Origin of the sequence: Falsiroseomonas sp. E2-1-a4, from assembly GCF_051433165.1 — a bacterium.
GTDB lineage: Bacteria > Pseudomonadota > Alphaproteobacteria > Acetobacterales > Acetobacteraceae > Falsiroseomonas.
Genome location: NZ_JBHMFS010000016.1, coordinates 1 through 20,715, shown reverse-complemented (window position 1 = coordinate 20,715; position 20,715 = coordinate 1). Strand labels below are relative to the sequence as shown.

Below are 20,715 nucleotides of genomic sequence, written 5' to 3'. Positions count from 1 at the left end.
TGTCTGACATGCGGCCTGCATCTTTTGCAGGCCGAGCGGCCGAATGGCCGCCGCGCCTTGTGGCGCGCAGCCAAGCCCCCAAAGGGGGCGCCCGGCGCTTGAGGGTAGGGGCATGACGCTGCTATCCGTCGAAGACCTGCACACCCACTTCATCTCGCGCGACCTGGACAACCAGATCCGCACCGCGCGCGCGCTGAACGGCGTGTCCTTCAAGCTGGACGCTGGCCGCATCCTCGGCCTGGTCGGCGAGACCGGCGCCGGCAAATCGCTCACCGCCACCTCCATCATGGGCCTGCTGCGCCCGCCGGCGCGGGTTGTCGGCGGACGTGCGCTGTTCGAGGGCCAGGACCTGCTTGCGATGCCGGACGCGCAGGTGAACGCGCTGCGGGGCCGTGACATTTCGCTGGTGGTGCAAAGCCCGAAATCCTCGCTCGACCCACTCAGCCGAATCGGCGACCAGCTCATCCGCATCCACCGCGCCCATCGCAAGGTGAGCGAGCGCGTGGCACGCGACCGCGCGGTGGAGATGCTCGCCTCGCTCGGCATCCCGGACCCGGCGCGGCGCATGGCCGCCTGGCCGCATGAGCTTTCGGGCGGCATGGCGCAGCGCGTGCTGATCGCGCTCGCGCTGATGAACGCGCCGCGGCTGCTGATTGCGGATGAGCCGACCACCGGCCTCGATGTGACGGTGCAGGCGCAGATCCTGGACCTGCTGCGCGACCTCGTCCGCCGCACCGGCATCGGCGCCATGATCATCACCCATGACCTCGGCGTGGTGGCGCATTACTGCGACGAGATGGCGGTGATGTATGCCGGCGCCATCGTGGAATCCGGTCCCGTACGCCAGGTCTTCGCCAAGCCGTCGCACCCCTACACCGCCAACCTGATCGGCGCGACGCCGGAGCGGTTGCAACTCGGCGGACCCCGCACCGTCGGCGGCCCGCCCCCGAACCTGTTTCGCTTGCCGGAGGGCTGCGCCTATCGCGACCGCTGTCCGCAGGCCGGCGCGGATTGCGCGCAGCCGCCGCCGGATGTGGCACTCGGCGCGGGCCACATCGCGCGCTGTCACCGGGTGGCGGCATGACCACGGTGCTCGATGTCGAGGCGCTGGAAAAGCGCTTCCCTGCCCAGGGCGGCCGCACCGTCCATGCGGTGAATGGCGTGTCCTTCACCATCAATGCCGGCGAGACGCTGGGCGTGGTCGGCGAAAGCGGTTCCGGCAAATCCACCATCGGCCGCGCCGTCATCCGCCTGCTGAAGCCCAGCGCCGGCCGCATCCGCTTCCAGGGCCGCGACATCACCACCCTGCCCGAATCCGCCTGCCGCCCGCTGCGCGCGGAGATGCAGATGGTGTTCCAGGACCCGTGGAGCGCGCTGAACCCGCGCATCCGCATCGGCGAGCTGATCGCGGAACCACTACTTCTGCACACGAAGCTCTCACGCAGCGAGCGCCGGGACCGCGCCGAACACCTGGCCCGCCGTGTGCGCCTGACCACGGAATTGCTGACGCGCTACCCCTCCGAACTCTCCGGCGGCCAGTTGCAGCGCGTCTGCATCGCGCGCGCCATCGCCACCCAGCCGAAGCTGATCGTGCTGGACGAACCCACCAGCTCACTCGACCTGTCGGTCCGCGCCGGAATCCTGGAATTGCTGGCGGAGCTGAAGGCGGAAACCGGCGTCGCGATGATGTTCATCAGCCACGACCTCGGCACGGTGAAGCTGATCTCCGACCGCATCATGGTGCTGTATCTCGGCGGCGTCGTGGAATACGCGCCCGCCGCGCAGATCTTCGCCGATCCCGCGCATCCCTATTCACAGGCGCTGATCTCCGCGCATCTGCCGGCGGACCCGGAAGCGGTGCTGCGGCGACATGTGCTGGAGGGCGAAATCCCCTCCCCCATCGCGCTCCCGCCCGGCTGCCACTTCGCCAGCCGTTGCCCGGTGGCCGCGCCCATCTGCCGCGAGACAGGGCCGGAGCTTCGCGCCATCCGCGGCGATGCAGCCCACCAGGCTGCCTGCCTGCGCATCGCGGAAGGTGCCAACCGCATCCCGGAGGTCGCCCTGCGCTAGCGCGGCGCCATGAAACCGTCACGTGACGGCCCGTTCCGCCTGCGCCATCAAGCCGCGCGGAACGCCCGGAGCCGCCACCATGAACCGCCGCACCCTGACCGCCACCGCCGTCGCGCTCGCCTGCACCCTGCTGCCCCCCGCCGCGGAAGCGCAGCAGCGCACGCGCCTGACCGTCTATACGGCGCTGGAGAATGAGCAGCTCGCCCCCTTCAAGCGCGCCGCCGAAGCCGCGGTGCCCTCCATCGAGATCGCCTGGGTGCGCGACTCCACCGGCATCATCACCGCCCGCCTGATCGCGGAGCGTCAGAACCCGCGCGCCGACATGGTCTGGGGCCTTTCCGTCTTCTCGCTGCTTCAGATGGAAGCGCAGGAGATGCTGGAGCCCTACACGCCGCAGGGGGCGCAGGCGCTGCGCCCGAACTTCCGTTCCGACCGCAGCCCGATGACCTGGACCGGCATGGACGCCTTCGTCTCGGCCATCTGCTTCAACACGGTGGTCGCCCAGCAGCGCAACCTGCCGCGGCCGAGCACCTGGGCGGATCTGCTGAACCCGGCCTATCGCGGCCAGATCGTCATGCCGAACCCGGCGTCTTCCGGCACCGGCTTCCTCAGCGTCGCCGGCTGGCTCGGCGCCCAGGGCAATGACGCGGCCTGGACCTACATGACCGGCCTGCACGAGAACATCCAGGTCTACACCCACAGCGGCAGCGCCCCTTGCAACAACGCCGCGCGCGGCGAATACGGCCTGGGCATCTCCTTCGACATGCGCGCCGTGACGCTGCGCAACCAGGGCGCGCCGATCGAGATCATCGTGCCGACGGATGGCGTGGGCTTCGACCTGGAGGCGACCGCCATCCTGCGCGGCAGCCGCAACATGGAAGCGGCGAAGCGCCTGGCCGATTTCGCCGTCAGCCGCCCGGCGATGGAGCTGTATGGCCGCTACTACGCGCTGGTCGCCCTGCCCGGTGTGCAGCCTACGGTGCAGAACTACCCGGCCGAGTTCGAGCAGCGCCTGGTCAGCCAGAACTTCCGCGACGTGGCGCTGCGCCGCGACGCGATCCTGCGCGAATGGGCCAGCCGTTTCGACAACAAGTCGGCCCCGCGCAACTGATGAGCGCGCAACTGGCCGCGGCGCCGGCGACAGGCACCGCGGCCGCCACCGCGCCGCCGCCCTATCTGGTGGTGGAACAGGTGTCGAAGCATTTCGGCACCACCATCGCACTGGAACGCGCGAGCCTGACGGTGGCGGCGGGGGAATTCGTCTGCTTCCTCGGCCCCTCCGGCTGCGGCAAGACCACGCTGCTGCGCGCCATTGCCGGGCTGGATCCTGCCACCAGCGGGCGCATTCTGCAGGATGGGCGTGACATCACCTTCCTGCCGCCGGCCGCGCGGGATTTCGGCATCGTCTTCCAATCCTACGCGCTGTTTCCCAATCTCAGCGTGAACGAGAACGTCGGCTACGGGCTGCGTGGCAAGGCCTGGCCGTCGCCGCGCCGCACCCAGCGCGTGGCGGAACTGCTGGAGCTGGTCGGTCTTTCCGAACATGCCCGCAAATATCCGGCGCAGCTTTCCGGCGGCCAGCAGCAGCGCGTGGCGCTGGCCCGCGCCTTGGCCGCGGAACCTGGCCTACTGCTGCTGGATGAACCGCTCTCGGCCCTCGATGCCCAGGTACGGCTACATCTGCGCCAGGAACTGCGTGCGCTGCAACGCCGCCTCGGTGTGACAACGGTGATGGTCACCCATGACCAGGAGGAGGCGATGGGCGTCTCCGACCGCATCGTCGTCATGTCCCGCGGCCATATCGAGCAGATCGGCACGCCGGAGACCATCTACCGCCACCCGGCCAGCGCCTTCGTCGCCGGCTTCGTCGGCCATGCCAGCCATTTCGAGGCGAAGGTGGATGCCACGCCCGGCACGCTCGCGGCAGACGGGCTGACCCTGCCCTGCCTGGGCGCGCGCCGCATGCTGTATGGCACGCCGGTGCAGGCCTTCATCCGGCCGGAGGATGTGGCGCTCGGCCCCAGCGCCTCCGCGCTGGAGGGGCATTTCGCCGCCCGGGTGATCCACCAGGAATTCCTCGGCCCGATCTGCCGCGTCACCCTGCAAGTGGGACGGCTGCAATTGGAGGCGGATGTGAACCCCGGCGTGGCGCCCGCGATCGGCGAGGTGCTGCTGGCCGCCCTGCCCGCCGAACGGCTCATGGTCTTCCCGCGGGATGTCTGACACCGCGCTGCCGGCCCGCCCACCTTCTCCGGTGGTGGTGCCGCTGGAGGCGCGGCTGCTGCGGGGCGGTTTGCTGCTGGCCTTCGCGGTGCTGCTGGCGGGGCTGGTTCTGCCGCTCGGCACGCTGCTGCTGCGCGCCTTCCAGGACCCGCAGGGCAGCTTCGTCGGCCTGTCCAACTTCGCCGAATACGCCACCACGCCGAGCCTGCGCCAGGCCGCCTGGAACAGCGTCTGGACCGCGGCGCTGACCACGGCGCTGGTGGTACCGCTGGCCTTCGGCTTCGCCTATGCGCTGACGCGCGCCTGCATCCCGGCCAAGGGCTTCTTCCGCTCCGCGATGCTGCTGCCGGTGCTGGCGCCGTCGCTGCTGCCGGCGCTGGCGCTGATCTACCTGTTCGGCAACCAGGGCATGCTGCGGGACCTGCTATTCGGCCACAGCATCTACGGCCCGATCGGCATTGTGGTGGCGCAGGTCTTCTACTGCTTCCCGCATGCGGCGCTGATCCTGGTGGTCGCACTCTCCACCGCCGATGCCCGGCTGTATGAGGCCGCGACGGTGCTGCGCGCCGGCCACCTCCGCATCTTCGGCACTGTGACGCTGCCGATGGCGCGCTACGGGCTGGTCTCCGCCAGCGTCGTGGTCTTCACGCTGGTGGTGACGGATTTCGGAATTCCGAAGGTCATCGGCGGGCAGTTCCCGGTGCTGGCGACGGACGTCTACAAGCAGGTCGTCGGGTTGCAGAACTTCAACATGGGCGCCGTGGTGGGGCTGGTGCTGCTGCTGCCAGCGCTGCTGGCCTTCGCCGCGGATCGCTGGGCCAACCGGCAGCGCAGCGGCCTGCTATCCGGCCGCGCCGTGGCCTACATGCCGCAGCCCCGCCGGGCGCGGGACCTGCCGCTGCTGGGGCTGTGCGTGCTGGTGGCGGTGGCGCTGGTGGGGCTGGTGGCGGTGGCGGTGTGGGGGTCGCTGGTCACCTTCTGGCCCTACAACCTGAGCCTGACCTTGCAGAACTATGACTTCGACCGCTTCGACACCGCCGGCTGGTCGGCGCTGTGGAATTCCGTACGGATCGCGGCGGCGGCGGCCATCTGCGGCACCGCGCTGATCTTCACCACCGCCTGGCTGCTGGAGCGTGGCGCGCCGGGCGGGGCCCTGGCCAGCGCCGTGCGCTTCATCGCCGGCGTGCCGCTGGCGGTGCCAGGGCTGGTGCTCGGCCTCGCCTTCATCCTGTTCTTCAACCACCCGGCCAACCCGCTCGTCTTCCTCTACGGCACGCTGGCGATCCTGGTGCTGAACGGCGTGGTGCATTTCTACACCGTGATGCACCTGACGGCGGTCACGGCGATCCGCCAGCTCGACCCAGAATTCGAATCGGTCGGCGCTTCGCTGAAGGTCCCGGCGGTGGTGACCTTCGGGCGGGTGACGGTGCCGATCTGCCTGCCGGCGATCCTGGACATCGCCGTCTATGCCTTCGTCAATGTGATGACGACCGTCTCGGCCGTAATCTTCCTGTACGGCCCGGATACCAAGCCGGCCTCGGTCGCCGTGGTGCATATGGATGAGGCCGGGCAGTCCAGTGCTGCCGCGGCAATGGCGGTGACAATCCTGGCTATCACGGCTTCGGTGAAGCTGCTCCAGCTCGCCACCGGCGGGCTGGTGGCACGCACGACACAGCGCTGGCGGCAGCGGTAGTCAGCGAGCGATGCGGCCTTCCAGCGGATAGGCCGGATCATTGTAGCCGGGGGTGGAGGGATGGCCGGCGGCGACCAGCCCATCCACCAGCGCCTCATCTTCTGCCGTGAAGCGGTAATCCAGCGCGCCCATGTAGTCCGCCCAATGCGCCTCCGTCCGCGGACCGACGATAGCGCCGGTCACGAGCCGGTTGTTCAGCAGCCAGGCCAGCGCGAACTGCCCGGGCGAGACGCCACGCTCCGCCGCGCGCGCCGCCATCTCCGCCGCGATGCGCAGGCTTTCCGGGCGCCACTCGGTCTCCATCATGCGCTTGTCCTGCCGCGCCGCGCGCGTGCCCTCCGGCGGCGCTGCACCCGGCTTGTACTTGCCGGTCAGCACGCCGCGCGCCAGCGGCGAATAGGGAAACACGCCGAGGCCGAGATGCGCGCAGGCCGGCAGATGCTCCACCTCCACCATCCGGTTCAGCGCATTATACAGCGGCTGGCTGACCACCGGCCGGTCGATGCCCGCCAGGTCGCACAGCCGGCAGATCTCCGCCACGCGCCAGGCCCGGTGGTTGGAGACGCCGAAATGCCGGATCTTCCCGGCGCGGACCAGATCCGCCATGGCGTGCACCGCCTCCGCCAGCGGCGTGCCGTGATCCTCCTTGTGCCAATACAGGATGTCGATGCAATCCGTGCCCAGCCGCTTCAGGCTGGCTTCCACCGCCAACATGATGTGCCGCCGCGACAGCCCGGCCCCGTTCGGCCCCGGCATCACCGGGTTCGCCAGCTTCGTCGCCAGCACCCACCAGGCGCGATCCGCGGCGATGGCGCGGCCCACCACCTGCTCCGAGGCGCCGCCATTATAGGCATCCGCCGTGTCGATGAAATTGATGCCCTGGCCGCGCGCCGTATCGATGATGCGGCGGCTGGTGGCCTCATCCGTGGCACCGCCGAACATCATGGCGCCGAGGCAGAGCGGGGAGACGCGCAGGCCGCTGCGCCCAAGATTGCGATAGTTCATTGGCGTATCCTCACCCGGCGTTGTGCAAATTCTCTCGCAATGTAGACCCGGCATAGGCGGTACGGAACAGGCCGCGGCGTTGCAGTTCAGGCACCACCATGGTGCCGAATTCCTCGAAGCTGGTGGGGAAGGTGGTGGGCGGCAGGATGAAGCCGTCGCAGGCGCCGGATTTAAACCAATCCTCGATGATATCGGCGATCATCACGGGTGTGCCGGCCGTCAGGTCGCGTGGGCGGCGCACGGCTTCCGCGAAGCTGATGCCCTTGGCCTTGGCCACCTGAATCATCCGGTCCCGGTGACCCTGGACGCCCTGGTTGCCGCCCTGGCCCTCGATCGCCTCCGGCGTCTCCAGCAGGCTGAGATCGGCAGCCACGGCCCAGGAACTGGCGGCGAGCACCAGCTCCGGATCGGCCAGGGAGGCGTAGAGCTCCGCCTTCTCCTTCGCGATCGACTCCGTCTCCCCGATCACCAATTGCAGTGTCGGCAGCACGGCGCATTCGTCCGGGTTGCGGCCGATGGCTTCCATCCGCTCGCGGATATCGCTGCGATAGGCGATGGCCGCCGCCTTGGTGGCCGGCGAGCAGAAGATCATCTCCGCCCAGCGCGCCGCGAATTGCCGTCCGCGTTCGGAGGACCCCGCCTGCATGATGACAGGCCGCCCCTGCGGACTGCGCGGGATGGAAAGCGGCCCGCGCGAGGAGACATGCTGGCCCACATAATTCGCGTAGCGGATTTTCTCCGCGTCAGCAAAAACGCCGCTGGCCTTGTCGAGCACCAGCGCATCCGCATCCCACCCATCCCACAGCGCAAAGCAGGCTTCCAGGATCTCATCCGCGCGGTCGTAGCGCGTTTCCTTCGGCGGCAGGGATTCCGGCCCGCAATTCTGCGCCTCGAACTCCCGCGCCGTGGTCACAACATTCCACGCCACCCGTCCCTTGCTCAGAAGGTCAAGCGAGCCCAGCGAGCGCGCCAGATTGTAGGGGTTGTGGAAGGTGGTCGACAGCGTGGCGCCGAGGCCGAGATGCTGCGTCACCCGCGCCATCAGCGGCAGCACCACCATCGGGTCCAGCATGCTGGTCTGCCCGCCGCGCCCGGCATAATCCGCGAAGTGGTTCTTGTAGTTGTCCGGCAGGCCGAGGCCATCGGCGAAGAAGCAGGCATCGAAGCAGGCCGCTTCCAGCACGCGCGCGATATGCTCGTAGCGGGAGGGTTCGAACAGATCGTGCAACGTCGCCGTCGGGTGGCGCCAGCTTCCGGGGTAGCTCGCACTCGGCCCGGTCTTCAGATAGGCGACCAGGTGCATCTTCTTCGACATGGTCACGCCTTCACACATCCAGCCAGTTCAGCTTGCGCGGCGGCGGCAGGTCCGGGTTGTTCGCCAGCATCCGCGCCCAGACCGCCTTGGTCACCGCCTGCGCTTCCTCAAGCAACGCCATCTCATCCGCCACCAGCAACTTACCGTCGCGCAGCACGAATTCGCCGTCCACCATCACGGATTCCACCGTGCCCGGATGCCCGTAATGCACGATGTTGCCGATGAGGTTCGTCACGGGCCGCAGCGCCGGCGTGTTCAGGTTGAGGAAGGTCAGGTCGGCCTTCTTGCCGATCTCCAAGCTGCCGATATCATCCTGCCGCCCGATGCTGCGCGCACCGTTGCGATTGCAACTGTCGAAAATATCCTCCGGCTGCGGCTCCGTGCCCTGCTGGTTCTCGGCACCCCGATGCACGATCAGGCCGATCTTCATGGCGTGGAACATGTCCTCCGTCATGTTATCGGTGCCGAAGCAGATGTTGATGCCGGCACGGCGGATGGATTTCGCCAGCACCGGATGCGGGCCACGACGAGACCCATTGGCAGGGCAATGCACCATCTGCATGCCGCGCTCGCCGAGCAGCGCGATGTCGCGCTCCGTCAGATAGGTCCAATGCGCGCCGACCACATCGGGTTCCGCCCAGCCGTGGCGCGCCAGGTATTCCGCCGGCGTGCAGCCGTACTTCTCCCGGATCACCCGGATTTCCTCCACCGACTGCGCCAGGTGGATGGTGCGTGGCATGTTGTGCTGGCGCGCAAGGTCCGTCAGCTTCTCCAGGTATTCCGGCGTGCAGTTATCCGTCGCATGCGCCGCGATCTGAATTTGCAGCCGCCCCTCATGCGTATTGTGGAAACGCGTGATGCCATCCCGCGTGCGTTCGAGAAAACCCTCGCCAAAGGCCGGGTCCTGCGACCAGTCGCCATGGCGGATCTTCAGCGTGTTCACATCCGCGCAGTTCTCGCTGAGCACCAGGCGAACCCGCAGGGACGCCATGGCATCGGCATAATCCGGCACATGCCGAAAGGGATCGACGAAGGTGGTGGCGCCGGAGCGAATGCCCTCGACAATGCCGAGCATGCCCATCACCGCGCGCTCATGCGGCGTCATCGTGTACGAAACCGGGGACATGTAGCCATAGACGGCATTGCCCGACCAATCCTCCACCGTCGCCCGCAGAACCGTCAGGATCGTATGCGTGTGCGCGTTCACAAAGCCCGGCAGCACCGCCTTGCCGCGGCCGGCCATGCGCGGCAGGTCCGGGTGCGCGGCCTCCAACCGATCGGTTGGCCCGATATCGGCAATGCGGTCACCGCGGATCGCGATCGCCCCTCGGTCAAGAATCGTGCGCTCTGCATCCTGGGTGACGATGACTGCATCGGTGACGAGCAAATCCATCGGTGCGGCTTCCCCTGGCGATATGACAAGGCAGTTGCGGTCGCTTTGTGTGACCCATACGATGCCTGCGACGAGCATGTCCGGGGAGATACCCATGCACAAGACCCTGCTGGCCACAACCTTCCTGGCGTTCAGCGCAATGGCGGGCGCCTCAGCGCAGAATTTGAGCATCGCCGTCGGCGGCGCCTTCACCTCGATGGACCCGCATTACCACACGCTCACGCCCAACAACGCGCTGAACAAGCACATCTTCGACCGGCTCGTCGGCACGGATGAGGATTTCCGCCTGCGCCCGGGCCTGGCCGAATCCTGGGCCTCAATCAGCCCCACCGTATGGGAGTTCAAGCTGCGCCAGGGCGTCACCTGGCATGACGGCACGCCCTTCACGGCGGAGGACATCGTCTCGACCTTCGCGCGCGTGCCGAATGTCCGCAACAGCCCCGGCAGCTACACCATCTACACCCGCCAGGTGCAGCGGCTGGAGGTGGTGGATGACCACACCATCCGGATGCACACCGCCTCCCCGAACCCGCTGATGCCGAACTGGATGAGCGGCATTTCCATCATCAGCCGGACAGTCGGCACGGATATCGACACCGCAGATTTCAACAACGGCCGCGCCGCCATCGGCACCGGCCCCTACCGCCTCGTCTCCTACGAGCCGGGCACCCAGGCGGTGATGGAGCGCAACCCGGCCTGGTGGGGCCCCGCGCAGCCCTGGGCGCGGGTGAACTACCGCATCATCGCCAATGACGCATCGCGCATCGCCGCATTGCGCGCAGGCGACGTTCAGGCGATCGACGCCGTCTCGACGCGGGACGTCGACACGCTGCGCAACGACCCGAACATCCGCATCGCCAGCCGCGCCGCGCTCCGCAACATCTACCTGTATGTGAACCATGCGACCGACGATCCGCCTGGCCTCACCGGCCCGAATGGCGAGAAGCTGGAGCGCAGCCCGCTGCGCGACAACCGGGTGCGGGAGGCGCTGTCGATCTCGATCAACCGCGATGCCATCGTCAGCCGCGTGATGGGCGGCTTCGCCTCGCCCTCCGGCCAGTTCCTGGCGGAAGGCGTCATGGGCCACGACCCCACCCTGAAGCCCGCGCGCTTCGATGCGCCGCGCGCACAGCAATTGCTCCGGGATGCCGGCTTCCCCAACGGCTTCCGCGTGATGCTCGCCGGCCCCAACAACCGCTATGTGAATGACGAGCAGATCATCCAGGCCGTGGCGCAGATGTGGGCGCGCATCGGTGTGCGCGTGGATGTGCAGGCGATGCCGTCCAACGTCTATTTCAGCCGCTCCGCCCGCAACGAATTCCCCATTGGCCTCTCCGGCTGGGGCACCGGCACCGGTGAACCGGACAGCCCGATGGTCGGCCTGATCGCCACGCCGAACCGCGAACGCGGCCGCGGCACCTCCAACCGCTCGCTCTATTCCAACCCGGAATTCGACGCACTGCTGGAACGCGCGCTGACCACGATCGACGTGGAAGAGCGCGAGGAGTTCTACCGCCAAGCCACCCGCGTCGCGATGGCCGACCACGCCATCATCCCGCTGCACCACCAGGTGAACATCTGGGCCTCGCGCCGCAGCATCGAGGTGATCGCGCGCAATGACGAGGAAACCTATGCGATGTCGATGAAGCCGGCGCAGTGACCGGCTGCTCCTCAGAATAGTTCGAAATACTCGCGGTGTTCCCATTCGGACACCTCGGCCTCGAAGCGGGCGATCTCCGCCCGCTTCAACCGCGCAAAGTAGCTCACGAAGGTGTCGCCAAAGGCGGCGCGCGCCGCGGCGCTATCCTCCAGCGCAGCGACCGCCTCCGCCAGGCCGCGCGGCAGCAGCGGTGCGTCGGTCTCATAGGGCGTATCGGCGGGTGGGCCAGGGTCGCGCTGCGCGGCAATGCCCTCCAGCCCATAGGCGAGCTGTGAGGCCAGATAGAGATACGGGTTTGCCGCCGGCTCCCCCACCCGGTTCTCCAGCCGCGTCGCCGCATCCCCCGGCGCACCCAGCGCGCGCACCATCACGCCGCGATTATCGATGCCCCAGATGGCGCGGTCCGGCGCCAGGGAATGGCTGCGGTAGCGGCGATAGCCGTTGATGGTGGGCGTGGAAAAGGCCGCTGCCGCGCGTGCATGGTGCAGCAACCCGCCGAGGTAATGCCGCGCCGTCTCCGACAGCAGCGTGCCCTCGCCGATGAAGGCGTTGCGGCCATCCTTCACCAGCGACTGGTGCAGATGCCAACCGCTCGACATCACATTGGGGATGCGCGGGCGGCACATGAACGTCGCGTGGTAGCCGTGCCGCCGCGCCACCTGCTTCACCGCGCTGCGGAACAGCACCATCGCATCGGCGCTCGCCAGACCCGACTGCGGGCCGAAGGTGAACTCCACCTGGCTCGGCCCGTACTCAACCTCCATCGAGCGTAGCGGAAGGCCGAGCGCCTGGATCTCGCGGCGCAGGATTTCCAGCACGCTGTCGATCTGGTCGTAGCGCAGCTCGGTCAGGTAGTTGTAGCCCTGCGTCAGCAGCGCGACCTCCGGCGGCGTGCCCGGCTGGCCGGCATCGGCAGGGGCCAGCTTCGGGTCCACCAGGCGGAACAGGTGGAACTCCACCTCCAGCCCGGTGACAAAATCGAAGCCCAGCTCGGCCGCTTTGGAAACCTGTTGGCGCAGCAAATGGCGCGTGCCCAGCGGCACCGGGCGGCCATCCGGGAAATAGGCGTCGCAGAGGACCCAACCCGTATGCGGCGCCCAGGGCAGGATGCGGAAGGTGGCGGGGTCCGGGATCAGCAGCGCATCCGCCGCGCCCTCCATCGCCTTCTCGCCCATCGCGCCACCGGCAGACCAGACCGGGAAGACGGTGCGGTGCGAGGAATCCTTCAGCAGCAGCGTGGTCGTCATCGCCACGCCATTGGCCAGCGCGCCCGCGGCCTCGCCCGCCATGATTGTCTTGCCGCGCAGGATGCCGTGCTGGTCCGGGAAAGCCAGGCGCAGCACGCCAAGGCCCGCGGCCTCGATCTGTCGCAGGACATCGGCGCGTAGCACGGGCTGATCCAGCCCGTGCCGCTCGACAAAGCTCATTCCGCGGCGAGCGCCGGCGGCGCCCAGGGGGCGGCGCCCTGGCGGCGCGAAACGGCGTCGCGCCAACGCGTTTCCCATTCCGCGGTTGGCGCCATGGTGTCGATGGCGGCGGGGCCGATGATGCGCGCGGTGGTCTCCGCATCCTGCATCAGGGGCGGCGCGCGGCCTTCCTCCATCGCGGCCATGGCCCGCATCAGCAGGCGGCGATTGGCCGCGATCGCCTTGTCGCTGCTCGCCAGGTTTTCGCGCGTGCGATCCTGGATGGCACCCTGCGATTCCACCGCCCATTGGTCATGGACATTGATGTCCTCGCCCATGCCCGTATAGGTCTCGGTCGCCTGTTCCTCGGGGTCGAAGCCATAGTCGTTGTGGCGGCCGAGCTTCGGCAGATAGTCCGGCAGGCTGTAGGATTCCAGCCGCTGCGCCCGCATCTGCGCGCGGTCCACCGGCTTCGCGAAGCTGGTGAAGATCGCGATCCAGTAGGTATGCGTGTCATCCACCGGCATGTGCCACTGGGTGATGGTCATCTCCGCGCTCATCGGAATCACGAAGGCCTGCGGAAACACCAGGTTGGTGACGCGCACATGCGTCGTCGCCTCGTTGATGGTGCGCAGCGCCGTCACGCGCAGGCCGTACTCCGTGTTCTCCACCTCGATCCGCGGCCTGGCATATTCGCGCAGCACATAGGTCATCGGCAGGTCGGAGCCGTCGGAGGTGGCGCGGAACTGCTTGCCATAGGCATCGGCCGCGTCGCCATCCTCGAAGAAGCGATGCAGGAAGCTGGCATGGGCGGGGTCGATGCCGACCTCCAGCGCCTGCAGCCAGTTGCAGGAGATCAGCCCCTTGAAGGCGAAGGTGTGGCTGCCCGGTGCGGTGAAGCAATCCAGCGCCGGGAAGGGCGGCGCCACGCCTTCGCCCAGAAACGCGAAGACGATGCCGCTGCGAATTTCCACCGGGTAGGATCGCTGACGGATGCGCGTGCACAGCGTGCTGCCCTCCGGCTCCGCCGGCGTGTCGAGGCATTTTCCCTGCACGTCGAACAGCCAGCCATGGAACGGACAGCGCAGCCCGCCATCCTCCAGCCGTCCGAAGGCGAGGTCCGCGTTGCGGTGTGGACAGTCCCGGTCCAGCAGGCCGATTTGCCCCTGCTCGTCGCGGAACAGCACGAAATCCTGGCCGAGCGCGCGCACCGCGCGCACCGGGCGCTTGTCCTCCAGCTCATCCAGCAGCGCGATCGGCTGCCAGTATTGCCGCAGCACGCGCCCGCCCGGCGTGCCGGAGCCAACACGGGTCAGGCGTTCGTTCAATTCGGCGGAGATCATGGTGCGGCGGCTCCGGCAGCAAGTGTTCACTGACCGAACACTTGTGCGATAGTAGCCAAGCCCCAGCTTCCCGCACAAGCCGCAATTGGAAGGTCCCGCCATGCCGCGCCTGAATGCCGAGGATGCCGAGCGCCGCGAGGCCGCCGGCCACGGCCCGGATTTCCTCGAAGCCCTGGCGCGTGGCCTGGCGGTGCTGCAAGCCTTCGGGCCGGAGCGCCGGCAGATGACCTTGGCGGAGGTCGCGCGCACCGTGGACCTGCCGCGCGCCACCGTGCGCCGCGCGCTGCACACGCTGGTCGTGCTTGGCCATGTGGAAGCGGAGGGCAAGCTGTTCCGCCTCACACCCGGCGTGCTGCGCCTGGCGGCCGGCTATCTCGGCGCCAATGGCCTGTCGAACATCCTCCAGCCCCGCTGCGAGAAGTTAAGCGCGGAGGTCGGCGCGCCCTGTTCCGCCGCGGTGCTGGATGGGGCGGAGATCGTCTTCATCGCCTATGGCCAGCCGGCCCGTCTGCTGAACCTGACAACGAATGTCGGCCTGCGCCTGCCCGCCTTCTGCACCGCCCTCGGCCGCGTGCTGCTGGCCGGGCTGCCGGAGGCCGAGATGGAGGCGGTGCTGGCCAGGCACCCGCCCGCGGCCCTCACGCCGCAGACGGAGCTCGACCCGCTGCGAATCCGCAAGCGCATCGCCAAGGCGCGCAGCGATGGCTTCGCCCTGGTGGATCAGGAAGCCGAGCAGGGTTTTCGCTCGCTCGCCGTGCCGCTGCGGCGCTACGACGGGCGCGTGGTGGCCGCGCTCAACATCGGCATGCACACGGAACGCGGTACGGCGACGGCCTTGCGCGAAGGCTACCTGCCGCTGCTGCGCGCACAGGCGGCCGAACTGGCGCAGCAATTATTGTAGCGCGTCGTTGCGTGTTGCGCGGAACGCGCGCTAGCATTCGCACAGATGTTCGGTCTTCGAACATTTGCCAGGTCAGGGGCCCAGCATGCGCATTGCGGTGATCGGCAACGGCATCGTCGGCACCGCCACCGCGGCCTGGCTGCAACGCGATGGGCACGAGGTGATCTTCGTCGATCCGCTCGGTCCGGCGGAGGCGACCTCCTTCGGCAATGCCGGCTCGCTCTCACCCTCCGCCTGCCTGCCGGTCGGCATGCCGGGGATGTGGAAGAAGGTGCCGCGCTGGCTGCTCGATCCGCTCGGGCCGCTCGCAGTGCGCTGGTGGTATGCGCCCGTCGCTGCGCCCTGGCTGCTGCGCTTCCTGCAGCATTCCTCGCGAGATGAAGTGGTTCGCATCGCCACCGCACTGCGCGGGCTGCTGGCGCCGATCTTCGAGTGCTACGAGCCGCTGCTGCAGCGCGCCAATGCCAGCGGGCTGATGCGCCGCAGCGGCTGCCTCTATGTCTATTCCGGCGCGGAGGCCGCGCGCCAATGGGCCTGGGGGATGAATCTGCGGCGCTCGCTGGGTGTCGAGATGCGTGATGCGGCCGAGGACGAACTCGTCGCGCTGGAGCCGGACCTGAAGGGCCGTTTCCGCTTCGGCATTCTGGCGCCCGAGAATGGCAGCACCCTCGACCCCGCCGCGATGACGCGCGCGCTGTTCGAACAATGCGAGCGCGATGGCGCCCAGGTGCACCGCGCCCGCGTCACCGGTTTTCGGGTCAAGGGCGGGTCGGTCCATGCGCTGGAGCTGGAGGGCGGCGAGTCACTGGTAACGGAAGGCGTGGTGCTCGCTGGCGGCGCCTGGTCCGCAAAGCTGGCGAACCAGCTCGGCCCACGCATCCCGCTGGAGACGCAGCGCGGCTATCACGTGACGGTCGCCAGCAACAACCTGGCGCTGCGCCACACCGTGATGGCGGTGGAGCACAACCTGATGGTGAACCCGATGCAGATGGGCCTGCGCCTAGCGGGGTCCGTCGAATTCGCCGGCCTCAACGCCGCGCCGGATTTCCGCCGCGCCGCCATGCTGCTGGCGCGCGGGAAGGAAATGTTCCCGCATCTCGATACCAGCAGCACCAGCAAATGGATGGGCCACCGCCCCTGCCTACCGGACAGCCTGCCGGTGATCGGCCGCGCGCCGCGCGTGGACAATGCCTGGTTCGCCTTCGGCCATGGACATATCGGCATGTGCGGCGCCGCCAGCACGGGGCGGGAGATCGCGCATCTGGTCGCCGGCCGCGATCCGGAGATCGACCTTTCGGCCTTCGCGCCGACGCGCTGGGCCGCCTGAGCATGACGCGCCGCCTCGATGTCGCGATCGATATCGGCGGTGATTTTTCGGATCTGTTCGCCAGCGCGCCCGGCTCGCCGCCGATCCTGCTGAAACACGCGAGCGACCACGCTGCACCGCTGCGCGACGGCATCGCGGCGCTGCTGGCCGCCGCCGGCATCGCGGCGGCGGAGGTGGCGCGGCTGCGCCTGTCCACCACGCTGGCCACCAACGCGCTGGTCAGCGGCACGGCGAGCCCGGTGGCATTGGTCACGACGCAGGGTTTTGGCGACGTGCCCGATCTCGGCCGCCAGTCGAAGCGCGACCCGATGGACGAGGCGCCACCACCGCCCACGCCGCCCTGGCTTTCCCCTCCCGCATGGCGCTGCGAGATCGCCGGCCGCATTGATGCGCGCGGCGCGGAGGTGGAACCCCTCGCCCCGCTGCCCGACCTGATCGCGACGCTGCCGGAGGGTACGCCGGTTGCCATCTGCCTGCTTTTCGCGCCGCTGAACCCGGCGCATGAACAGGCGGTGGCACAGGCCATTCACGCCACGCGCCCCGACCTGCGCCTGTCGCTATCGCACCGGGTCGATCCCGGCCTGCGCGAATTCGAACGCATGCTGGCGACGCTGGCCGATGCCGCGCTGAAGCCGCTGCTGGCAACACGCCTCACCGGCCTGCTGCCCGCCCCCTGGGTGCTGCGCGCGGAAGGCGGGCTGGCACCGCTGGCGGATGCGCTGGCGCAGCCCCTCGGCCTTGCCCTCTCCGGCCCAGCGGCGGGCGCGCGCGCCGTCGCGCATTGGGCGGCGGGCGAGGACGCCATCGGCCTCGACATGGGCAGCACCACGGCGGAGGTGAGCCTGGTGCGCGCCGGGGTGCCGCTGACGGCACGGGAGATCGGGCTGGGCGCGCTGCGGCTGCGCTGCCCGGCGCTGGATGTCGAAAGCCTGGCGATGGGCGGCGGCACGACGCTGACCTTGCAAGCCGGCCGCATCCGCTTCGGCCCGCCCTCCCGCCCCGCCTGCCGTGGCGGCACCCAAGCCACGCTGACGGATGCCGCGCTGCTGGCCGGCTGGCTGCCCGCCACGCTCTCCGGCCAGGCCCTGGACCGGCAGGCAGCCGCCACCGCCCTGCACGCGGCGCTTGGCACCACCGATGCCACGCCGGCGCTGGAATTGGCGGAGGCCCTGCTGGCAGGCGCCCTGCGCCGCATCGCGCTGCGCCGCGGGCTGGACCCGACCGTGGCGCTGCTGGTCGCCGGCGGCGGCGCCGGGCCGCTGCATGCGGCGGCCATCGCGCGGCGCATCGGCGCCCGCCGCGTGCTGGTACCGCCCGCGCCCGGCCTGCTTTCCGCCTTCGGCCTGGCCCTGGCACCGGCCTCCGCGTCGCTGGAGGCGCCCTGCGACCTGGCGCTGGACGACCTTCCCCAACACCAGGCCCTGGCGCAGGCCGCGGCGCTGACCATCCGCCTCGCCGCCTGGGGCTGCACGGCGGAACCCGCGCACAGCCTCGCCATGGCCTATGCCGGCCAGGCGGAGACGCTGGAGGTGCCCTTCACCCCCGGCGAGCCCGCCGCCGCGCTGGCCGCGCGCTTCGATACCGCCCACGCCGCCATGCGCGGCCATGCCCCAGGCGGTGCGCGCCGCATCCTGGCGCTGCGCTGCGTCGCAACAGCACCGCTCGGCCCGCCACCGCCCCACGCCGCCGCGCTACCCCTGGCCGAACGCCACCTGCCGGATGGCACGGTGCTGCGCGATTTCGCCGATGCCACCCTCCGCATCCCACCCGGCTGGCGCGCGACACCACGCGCCGATGGCGCGCTGCTGCTGGAAGATGCGGCATGAGCCTCGCCGAGGCCGCCTCCCGCGAAATCCTGCGCCTGGCGCTGGAGGGTCTGGCCGACCGCATGCAGGACAGCCTGCTGGCCAGCGCGCTATCCCCCGTCGCACGCGAAGGCATGGATTGCGCCGCCGCGCTGTTCCTGCCGGATGGCCGCGTGCTGGCGCAGGCACGGTCGCTGCCTTTGCTGCTCGGCGGCATGATCCCGGCCATCGCCGCCCTTGCCCGCGCCTTCCCGCCCGAGACACTTGCCGAGGGCGATGGCCTGTTGCTGAACGATCCCTGGTCCGGCGGCACGCATCTGCCGGATCTGATCGTGGCGCGGCCGGTCTTTGCGCAGGGCCGCGTGGTCGCCTTCGCCGCCACCATCCTGCACCACCAGGATATCGGCGGCATCGCCCCCGGCTCCGTGCCGCCCGATGCGGACAGCATCTTTCAGGAAGGCCTGCGCCTGCCGCCCGTGAAGTGGCGCCATGCGGGGGCGGAGGATGCGGGCATCGCCACAATCCTCGCCGCCAACACCCGCACGCCCGCGATGCTGGCGGGCGACCTCGCCGCGCAATGGGCCGCCGTGTCGCTGGCCGCGCGGGAGGTTTCGGCGCTCGCCACCACCATGGGTCTCGCGGCCTTCGCCCAAGGCTGCGCCGCCCTGCTGGCGGAAGCGCGCGACGCCTTGGCCCATGCGCTCGCCGCCCTGCCGGAAGCCGAGGCGATGGCGGAAGATGCGCTGGAAGGCGATGGCCGCAGCGCCGCCGCCGTACCCATCCGCGTCACGCTGCGCCGCCTGCCCGGCCCGCGTCTCGGTGTGGATTTCACCGGATCAGCGCCGCAGACCGCCGGGCCGGTGAATGCCGCGCCCTCCGGCCTGCTCGCCGCCTGCTTCTGCCTGTTGCAGCGCTTGGCGCCGGATGCTCCGGCCAATCATGGGCTGCTCGATCTGCTGGATCTGCATCTGCCGGAGGGCAGCGTGGTCAATCCGCGCTTTCCGGCCGCGGTGAATGCGCGCACCGCCACGGTGAAGCTGGCCTGCAACGCGCTGTTCGCCGCCCTGGCGCGGCTGTCCCCAAAACCCGCCGCCGCGCCCAATGCCGGCGTCGCCGTGGTGCTGTCCATCGGCGGCACGGATGCCGAAGGCCGGCGCTGGATTTTCACGGAAATTGTCGCCGGCGGGTCCGGTGGACGGCCGGATGGGCCGGGGCTGCCCGGCCTCTCGGCCGATGTCTCCAACGCCCGCAACCTGCCGGCCGAGATGTTGGAATCCGTGGCGCCGATCCGCGTCGAGGCGATCGCGCGCCGCCAGAACTCCGGCGGCGACGGGCTGCATCCGGGTGGTGATGGCGTGCGGCGGATCTATCGGCTGCTGTCGGGCACAGCGGAAATCTCATACCGCGGCGAGCGGCATCTGGCCGGCGCGCCAGGCGCGCAGGGCGGCGGGCCAGGGGCACCAGCTACGGCACGCATCCTGGCCGCCGATGGCTCCGTGCGGCACCTGCCGTCGAAGGCGCGCATCGCCTGGGCGGCGGGGGACCGCTTCATCCTGGAGACCGCGGGCGGGGGCGGCTGGGGCCCCGCACAACAACAACAGGGAGACCTTGGATGACCCTTACCCGACGCAGCCTCGGCGCCGCCCTCGGCGCGGCCTTGGCCACGCCCGCACTCGCACAGACCTGGCCCAGCCGCACGCTCCGCATCGTCGTGCCCTTCCCGCCCGGTGGCAGTACGGACACGCTGGCGCGGCGCCTGGCGGAGAAGCTGACGGTCGCCCTCGGTCAGACCGTGGTGGTGGAAAACCGCCCCGGCGCCGGCGGCACGGTGGGCGCGGACATGGTGGCGAAATCGCCGCCCGATGGGCACACGCTGCTGATGGGCGTCACCGGCAGCAATGCCATCGCCGGCAGCCTGTTCCGCAACCTGCCGTATGACCCGGCCACCGCCTTCGCGCCGCTATCCCGCGTGGTCTCCGCGCCGCTGATCCTGGTGGTGAACAAGGACCAGCCGATCCAGAACCTGGCGGGCTACATCGCCGCGGCCAAGGCGGCGAATGGCGGGCTGACCTATGCGACGCCGGGCAACGGCACCTCGATGCACCTGACCGGCGTGATGTTCGGCCAGGCGGCGAAGGTGGAGCTGACGCATGTGCCCTATCGCGGCTCCGCCGCCGCGCTGACGGACCTGGTCGGCGGCCAGGTGCAGTCCAGCTTCGCGGATTTCCTGGTCTCGCTGCCGCAGGTGCGCGCGGGGGCAATCCGGCCGATCGCCGTCACCTCCCCCGCCCGCCACCCGCTGCTGCCGGAGGTGCCGACAATGGATGAGGCCGGGCTGCCCGGCTTCGCCGCCACATCCTGGCAGGGCCTGTTCGCCGCGGCAGGCACGCCGGCCCCAATCATGGCCCGGCTGCATGCGGAGGTCGCCCGCGCCATGGCCTCGCCCGAGATCAAGGACAGCTTCGCCGCCCAGGGCTTTACCGTGGAAGCCACCACCCCCGCCGAATTCGATGCCTTCGTGCGGGCGGAGGTGGCGAAATGGGCCGTGGTGGTGCGCGAGGGCCGCATCTCCCT

General features: G+C 69.5%; 16 protein-coding genes. 11 read left to right on the top strand and 5 right to left on the bottom strand.

What is annotated here, in order from left to right:
• Positions 1 to 112 precede the first annotated feature (112 nt).
• The 5 genes from ACFHNC_RS17190 to ACFHNC_RS17170 all read left to right on the top strand — a co-directional run bounded on the left by ACFHNC_RS17190 (position 113) and on the right by ACFHNC_RS17170 (position 5,986).
• Positions 113 to 1,084: an ABC transporter ATP-binding protein gene (locus tag ACFHNC_RS17190; RefSeq protein ID WP_437170461.1), complete on the top strand. Its 972-nt coding sequence runs from the start codon at positions 113 to 115 to the stop codon at positions 1,082 to 1,084.
• On the top strand, positions 1,081 to 2,070 hold the full coding sequence (locus tag ACFHNC_RS17185) for an ABC transporter ATP-binding protein (protein ID WP_437170460.1): 990 nt from the start codon (positions 1,081 to 1,083) through the stop codon (positions 2,068 to 2,070). The genes ACFHNC_RS17190 and ACFHNC_RS17185 overlap by 4 nt, the downstream gene beginning before the upstream one ends.
• Positions 2,071 to 2,149: 79 nt before the next feature.
• On the top strand, positions 2,150 to 3,181 hold the full coding sequence (locus ACFHNC_RS17180; RefSeq protein ID WP_437170459.1) for a putative 2-aminoethylphosphonate ABC transporter substrate-binding protein: 1,032 nt from the start codon (positions 2,150 to 2,152) through the stop codon (positions 3,179 to 3,181).
• Positions 3,181 to 4,293, top strand: coding sequence for an ABC transporter ATP-binding protein (locus tag ACFHNC_RS17175; RefSeq protein WP_437170458.1), 1,113 nt, complete (start codon positions 3,181 to 3,183; stop codon positions 4,291 to 4,293). The genes ACFHNC_RS17180 and ACFHNC_RS17175 overlap by 1 nt, the downstream gene beginning before the upstream one ends.
• The gene (locus tag ACFHNC_RS17170; protein ID WP_437170457.1) at positions 4,286 to 5,986 is read left to right on the top strand and encodes a putative 2-aminoethylphosphonate ABC transporter permease subunit; all 1,701 of its coding nucleotides are present in this window, start codon (positions 4,286 to 4,288) and stop codon (positions 5,984 to 5,986) included. The genes ACFHNC_RS17175 and ACFHNC_RS17170 overlap by 8 nt, the downstream gene beginning before the upstream one ends.
• Here ACFHNC_RS17170 and ACFHNC_RS17165 read toward each other — a convergent pair whose 3' ends face one another.
• From ACFHNC_RS17165 to ACFHNC_RS17155, 3 genes are read right to left on the bottom strand one after another with little or no spacing between them, the layout of a single operon-like run.
• Complete coding sequence (locus tag ACFHNC_RS17165; protein ID WP_437170456.1) at positions 5,987 to 6,991, bottom strand: aldo/keto reductase; 1,005 nt, start codon at positions 6,989 to 6,991, stop codon at positions 5,987 to 5,989.
• A gap of 10 nt (positions 6,992 to 7,001) precedes the next feature.
• Positions 7,002 to 8,306: an NtaA/DmoA family FMN-dependent monooxygenase gene (locus tag ACFHNC_RS17160; protein ID WP_437170455.1), complete on the bottom strand. Its 1,305-nt coding sequence runs from the start codon at positions 8,304 to 8,306 to the stop codon at positions 7,002 to 7,004.
• A 10-nt stretch (positions 8,307 to 8,316) separates the two neighbouring features.
• Entirely contained in the window at positions 8,317 to 9,699 is a 1,383-nt protein-coding gene (locus ACFHNC_RS17155; RefSeq protein WP_437170454.1) for an amidohydrolase family protein, read from the bottom strand.
• 94 nt (positions 9,700 to 9,793) lie between these two features.
• On the opposite strand from ACFHNC_RS17155, the gene ACFHNC_RS17150 reads away from it, so the two are divergent.
• On the top strand, positions 9,794 to 11,359 hold the full coding sequence (locus ACFHNC_RS17150) for an ABC transporter substrate-binding protein (protein WP_437170453.1): 1,566 nt from the start codon (positions 9,794 to 9,796) through the stop codon (positions 11,357 to 11,359).
• 11 nt (positions 11,360 to 11,370) lie between these two features.
• On the opposite strand, the gene ACFHNC_RS17145 is transcribed toward ACFHNC_RS17150, so the two are convergent.
• Together ACFHNC_RS17145 and ACFHNC_RS17140 are read right to left on the bottom strand one after the other, a co-directional pair.
• Positions 11,371 to 12,786, bottom strand: coding sequence for a glutamine synthetase family protein (locus ACFHNC_RS17145; protein ID WP_437170452.1), 1,416 nt, complete (start codon positions 12,784 to 12,786; stop codon positions 11,371 to 11,373).
• Positions 12,783 to 14,108 (bottom strand): Rieske 2Fe-2S domain-containing protein, encoded by a 1,326-nt coding sequence (locus ACFHNC_RS17140; RefSeq protein ID WP_437170451.1) that lies wholly within the window; start codon positions 14,106 to 14,108, stop codon positions 12,783 to 12,785. The genes ACFHNC_RS17145 and ACFHNC_RS17140 overlap by 4 nt, the downstream gene beginning before the upstream one ends.
• A gap of 100 nt (positions 14,109 to 14,208) precedes the next feature.
• Here ACFHNC_RS17140 and ACFHNC_RS17135 point away from each other — a divergent pair, with 100 nt between their 5' ends.
• From ACFHNC_RS17135 to ACFHNC_RS17115, 5 genes are all read left to right on the top strand, one after another.
• Positions 14,209 to 15,009: an IclR family transcriptional regulator domain-containing protein gene (locus ACFHNC_RS17135; RefSeq protein WP_437170450.1), complete on the top strand. Its 801-nt coding sequence runs from the start codon at positions 14,209 to 14,211 to the stop codon at positions 15,007 to 15,009.
• Between the two features lie 85 nt (positions 15,010 to 15,094).
• Positions 15,095 to 16,336 (top strand): NAD(P)/FAD-dependent oxidoreductase, encoded by a 1,242-nt coding sequence (locus ACFHNC_RS17130; protein ID WP_437170449.1) that lies wholly within the window; start codon positions 15,095 to 15,097, stop codon positions 16,334 to 16,336.
• Between the two features lie 2 nt (positions 16,337 to 16,338).
• Positions 16,339 to 18,162, top strand: coding sequence for a hydantoinase/oxoprolinase family protein (locus ACFHNC_RS17125; RefSeq protein WP_437170448.1), 1,824 nt, complete (start codon positions 16,339 to 16,341; stop codon positions 18,160 to 18,162).
• A complete protein-coding gene (locus ACFHNC_RS17120; RefSeq protein WP_437170447.1) occupies positions 18,159 to 19,757 on the top strand; it encodes a hydantoinase B/oxoprolinase family protein in 1,599 nt (532 codons plus the stop codon). The genes ACFHNC_RS17125 and ACFHNC_RS17120 overlap by 4 nt, the downstream gene beginning before the upstream one ends.
• Positions 19,754 to 20,715, top strand: a 962-nt coding sequence (locus tag ACFHNC_RS17115; protein ID WP_437170446.1) for a tripartite tricarboxylate transporter substrate binding protein, incomplete at its 3' end; no start/stop codon positions are given. The genes ACFHNC_RS17120 and ACFHNC_RS17115, both read left to right, overlap by 4 nt.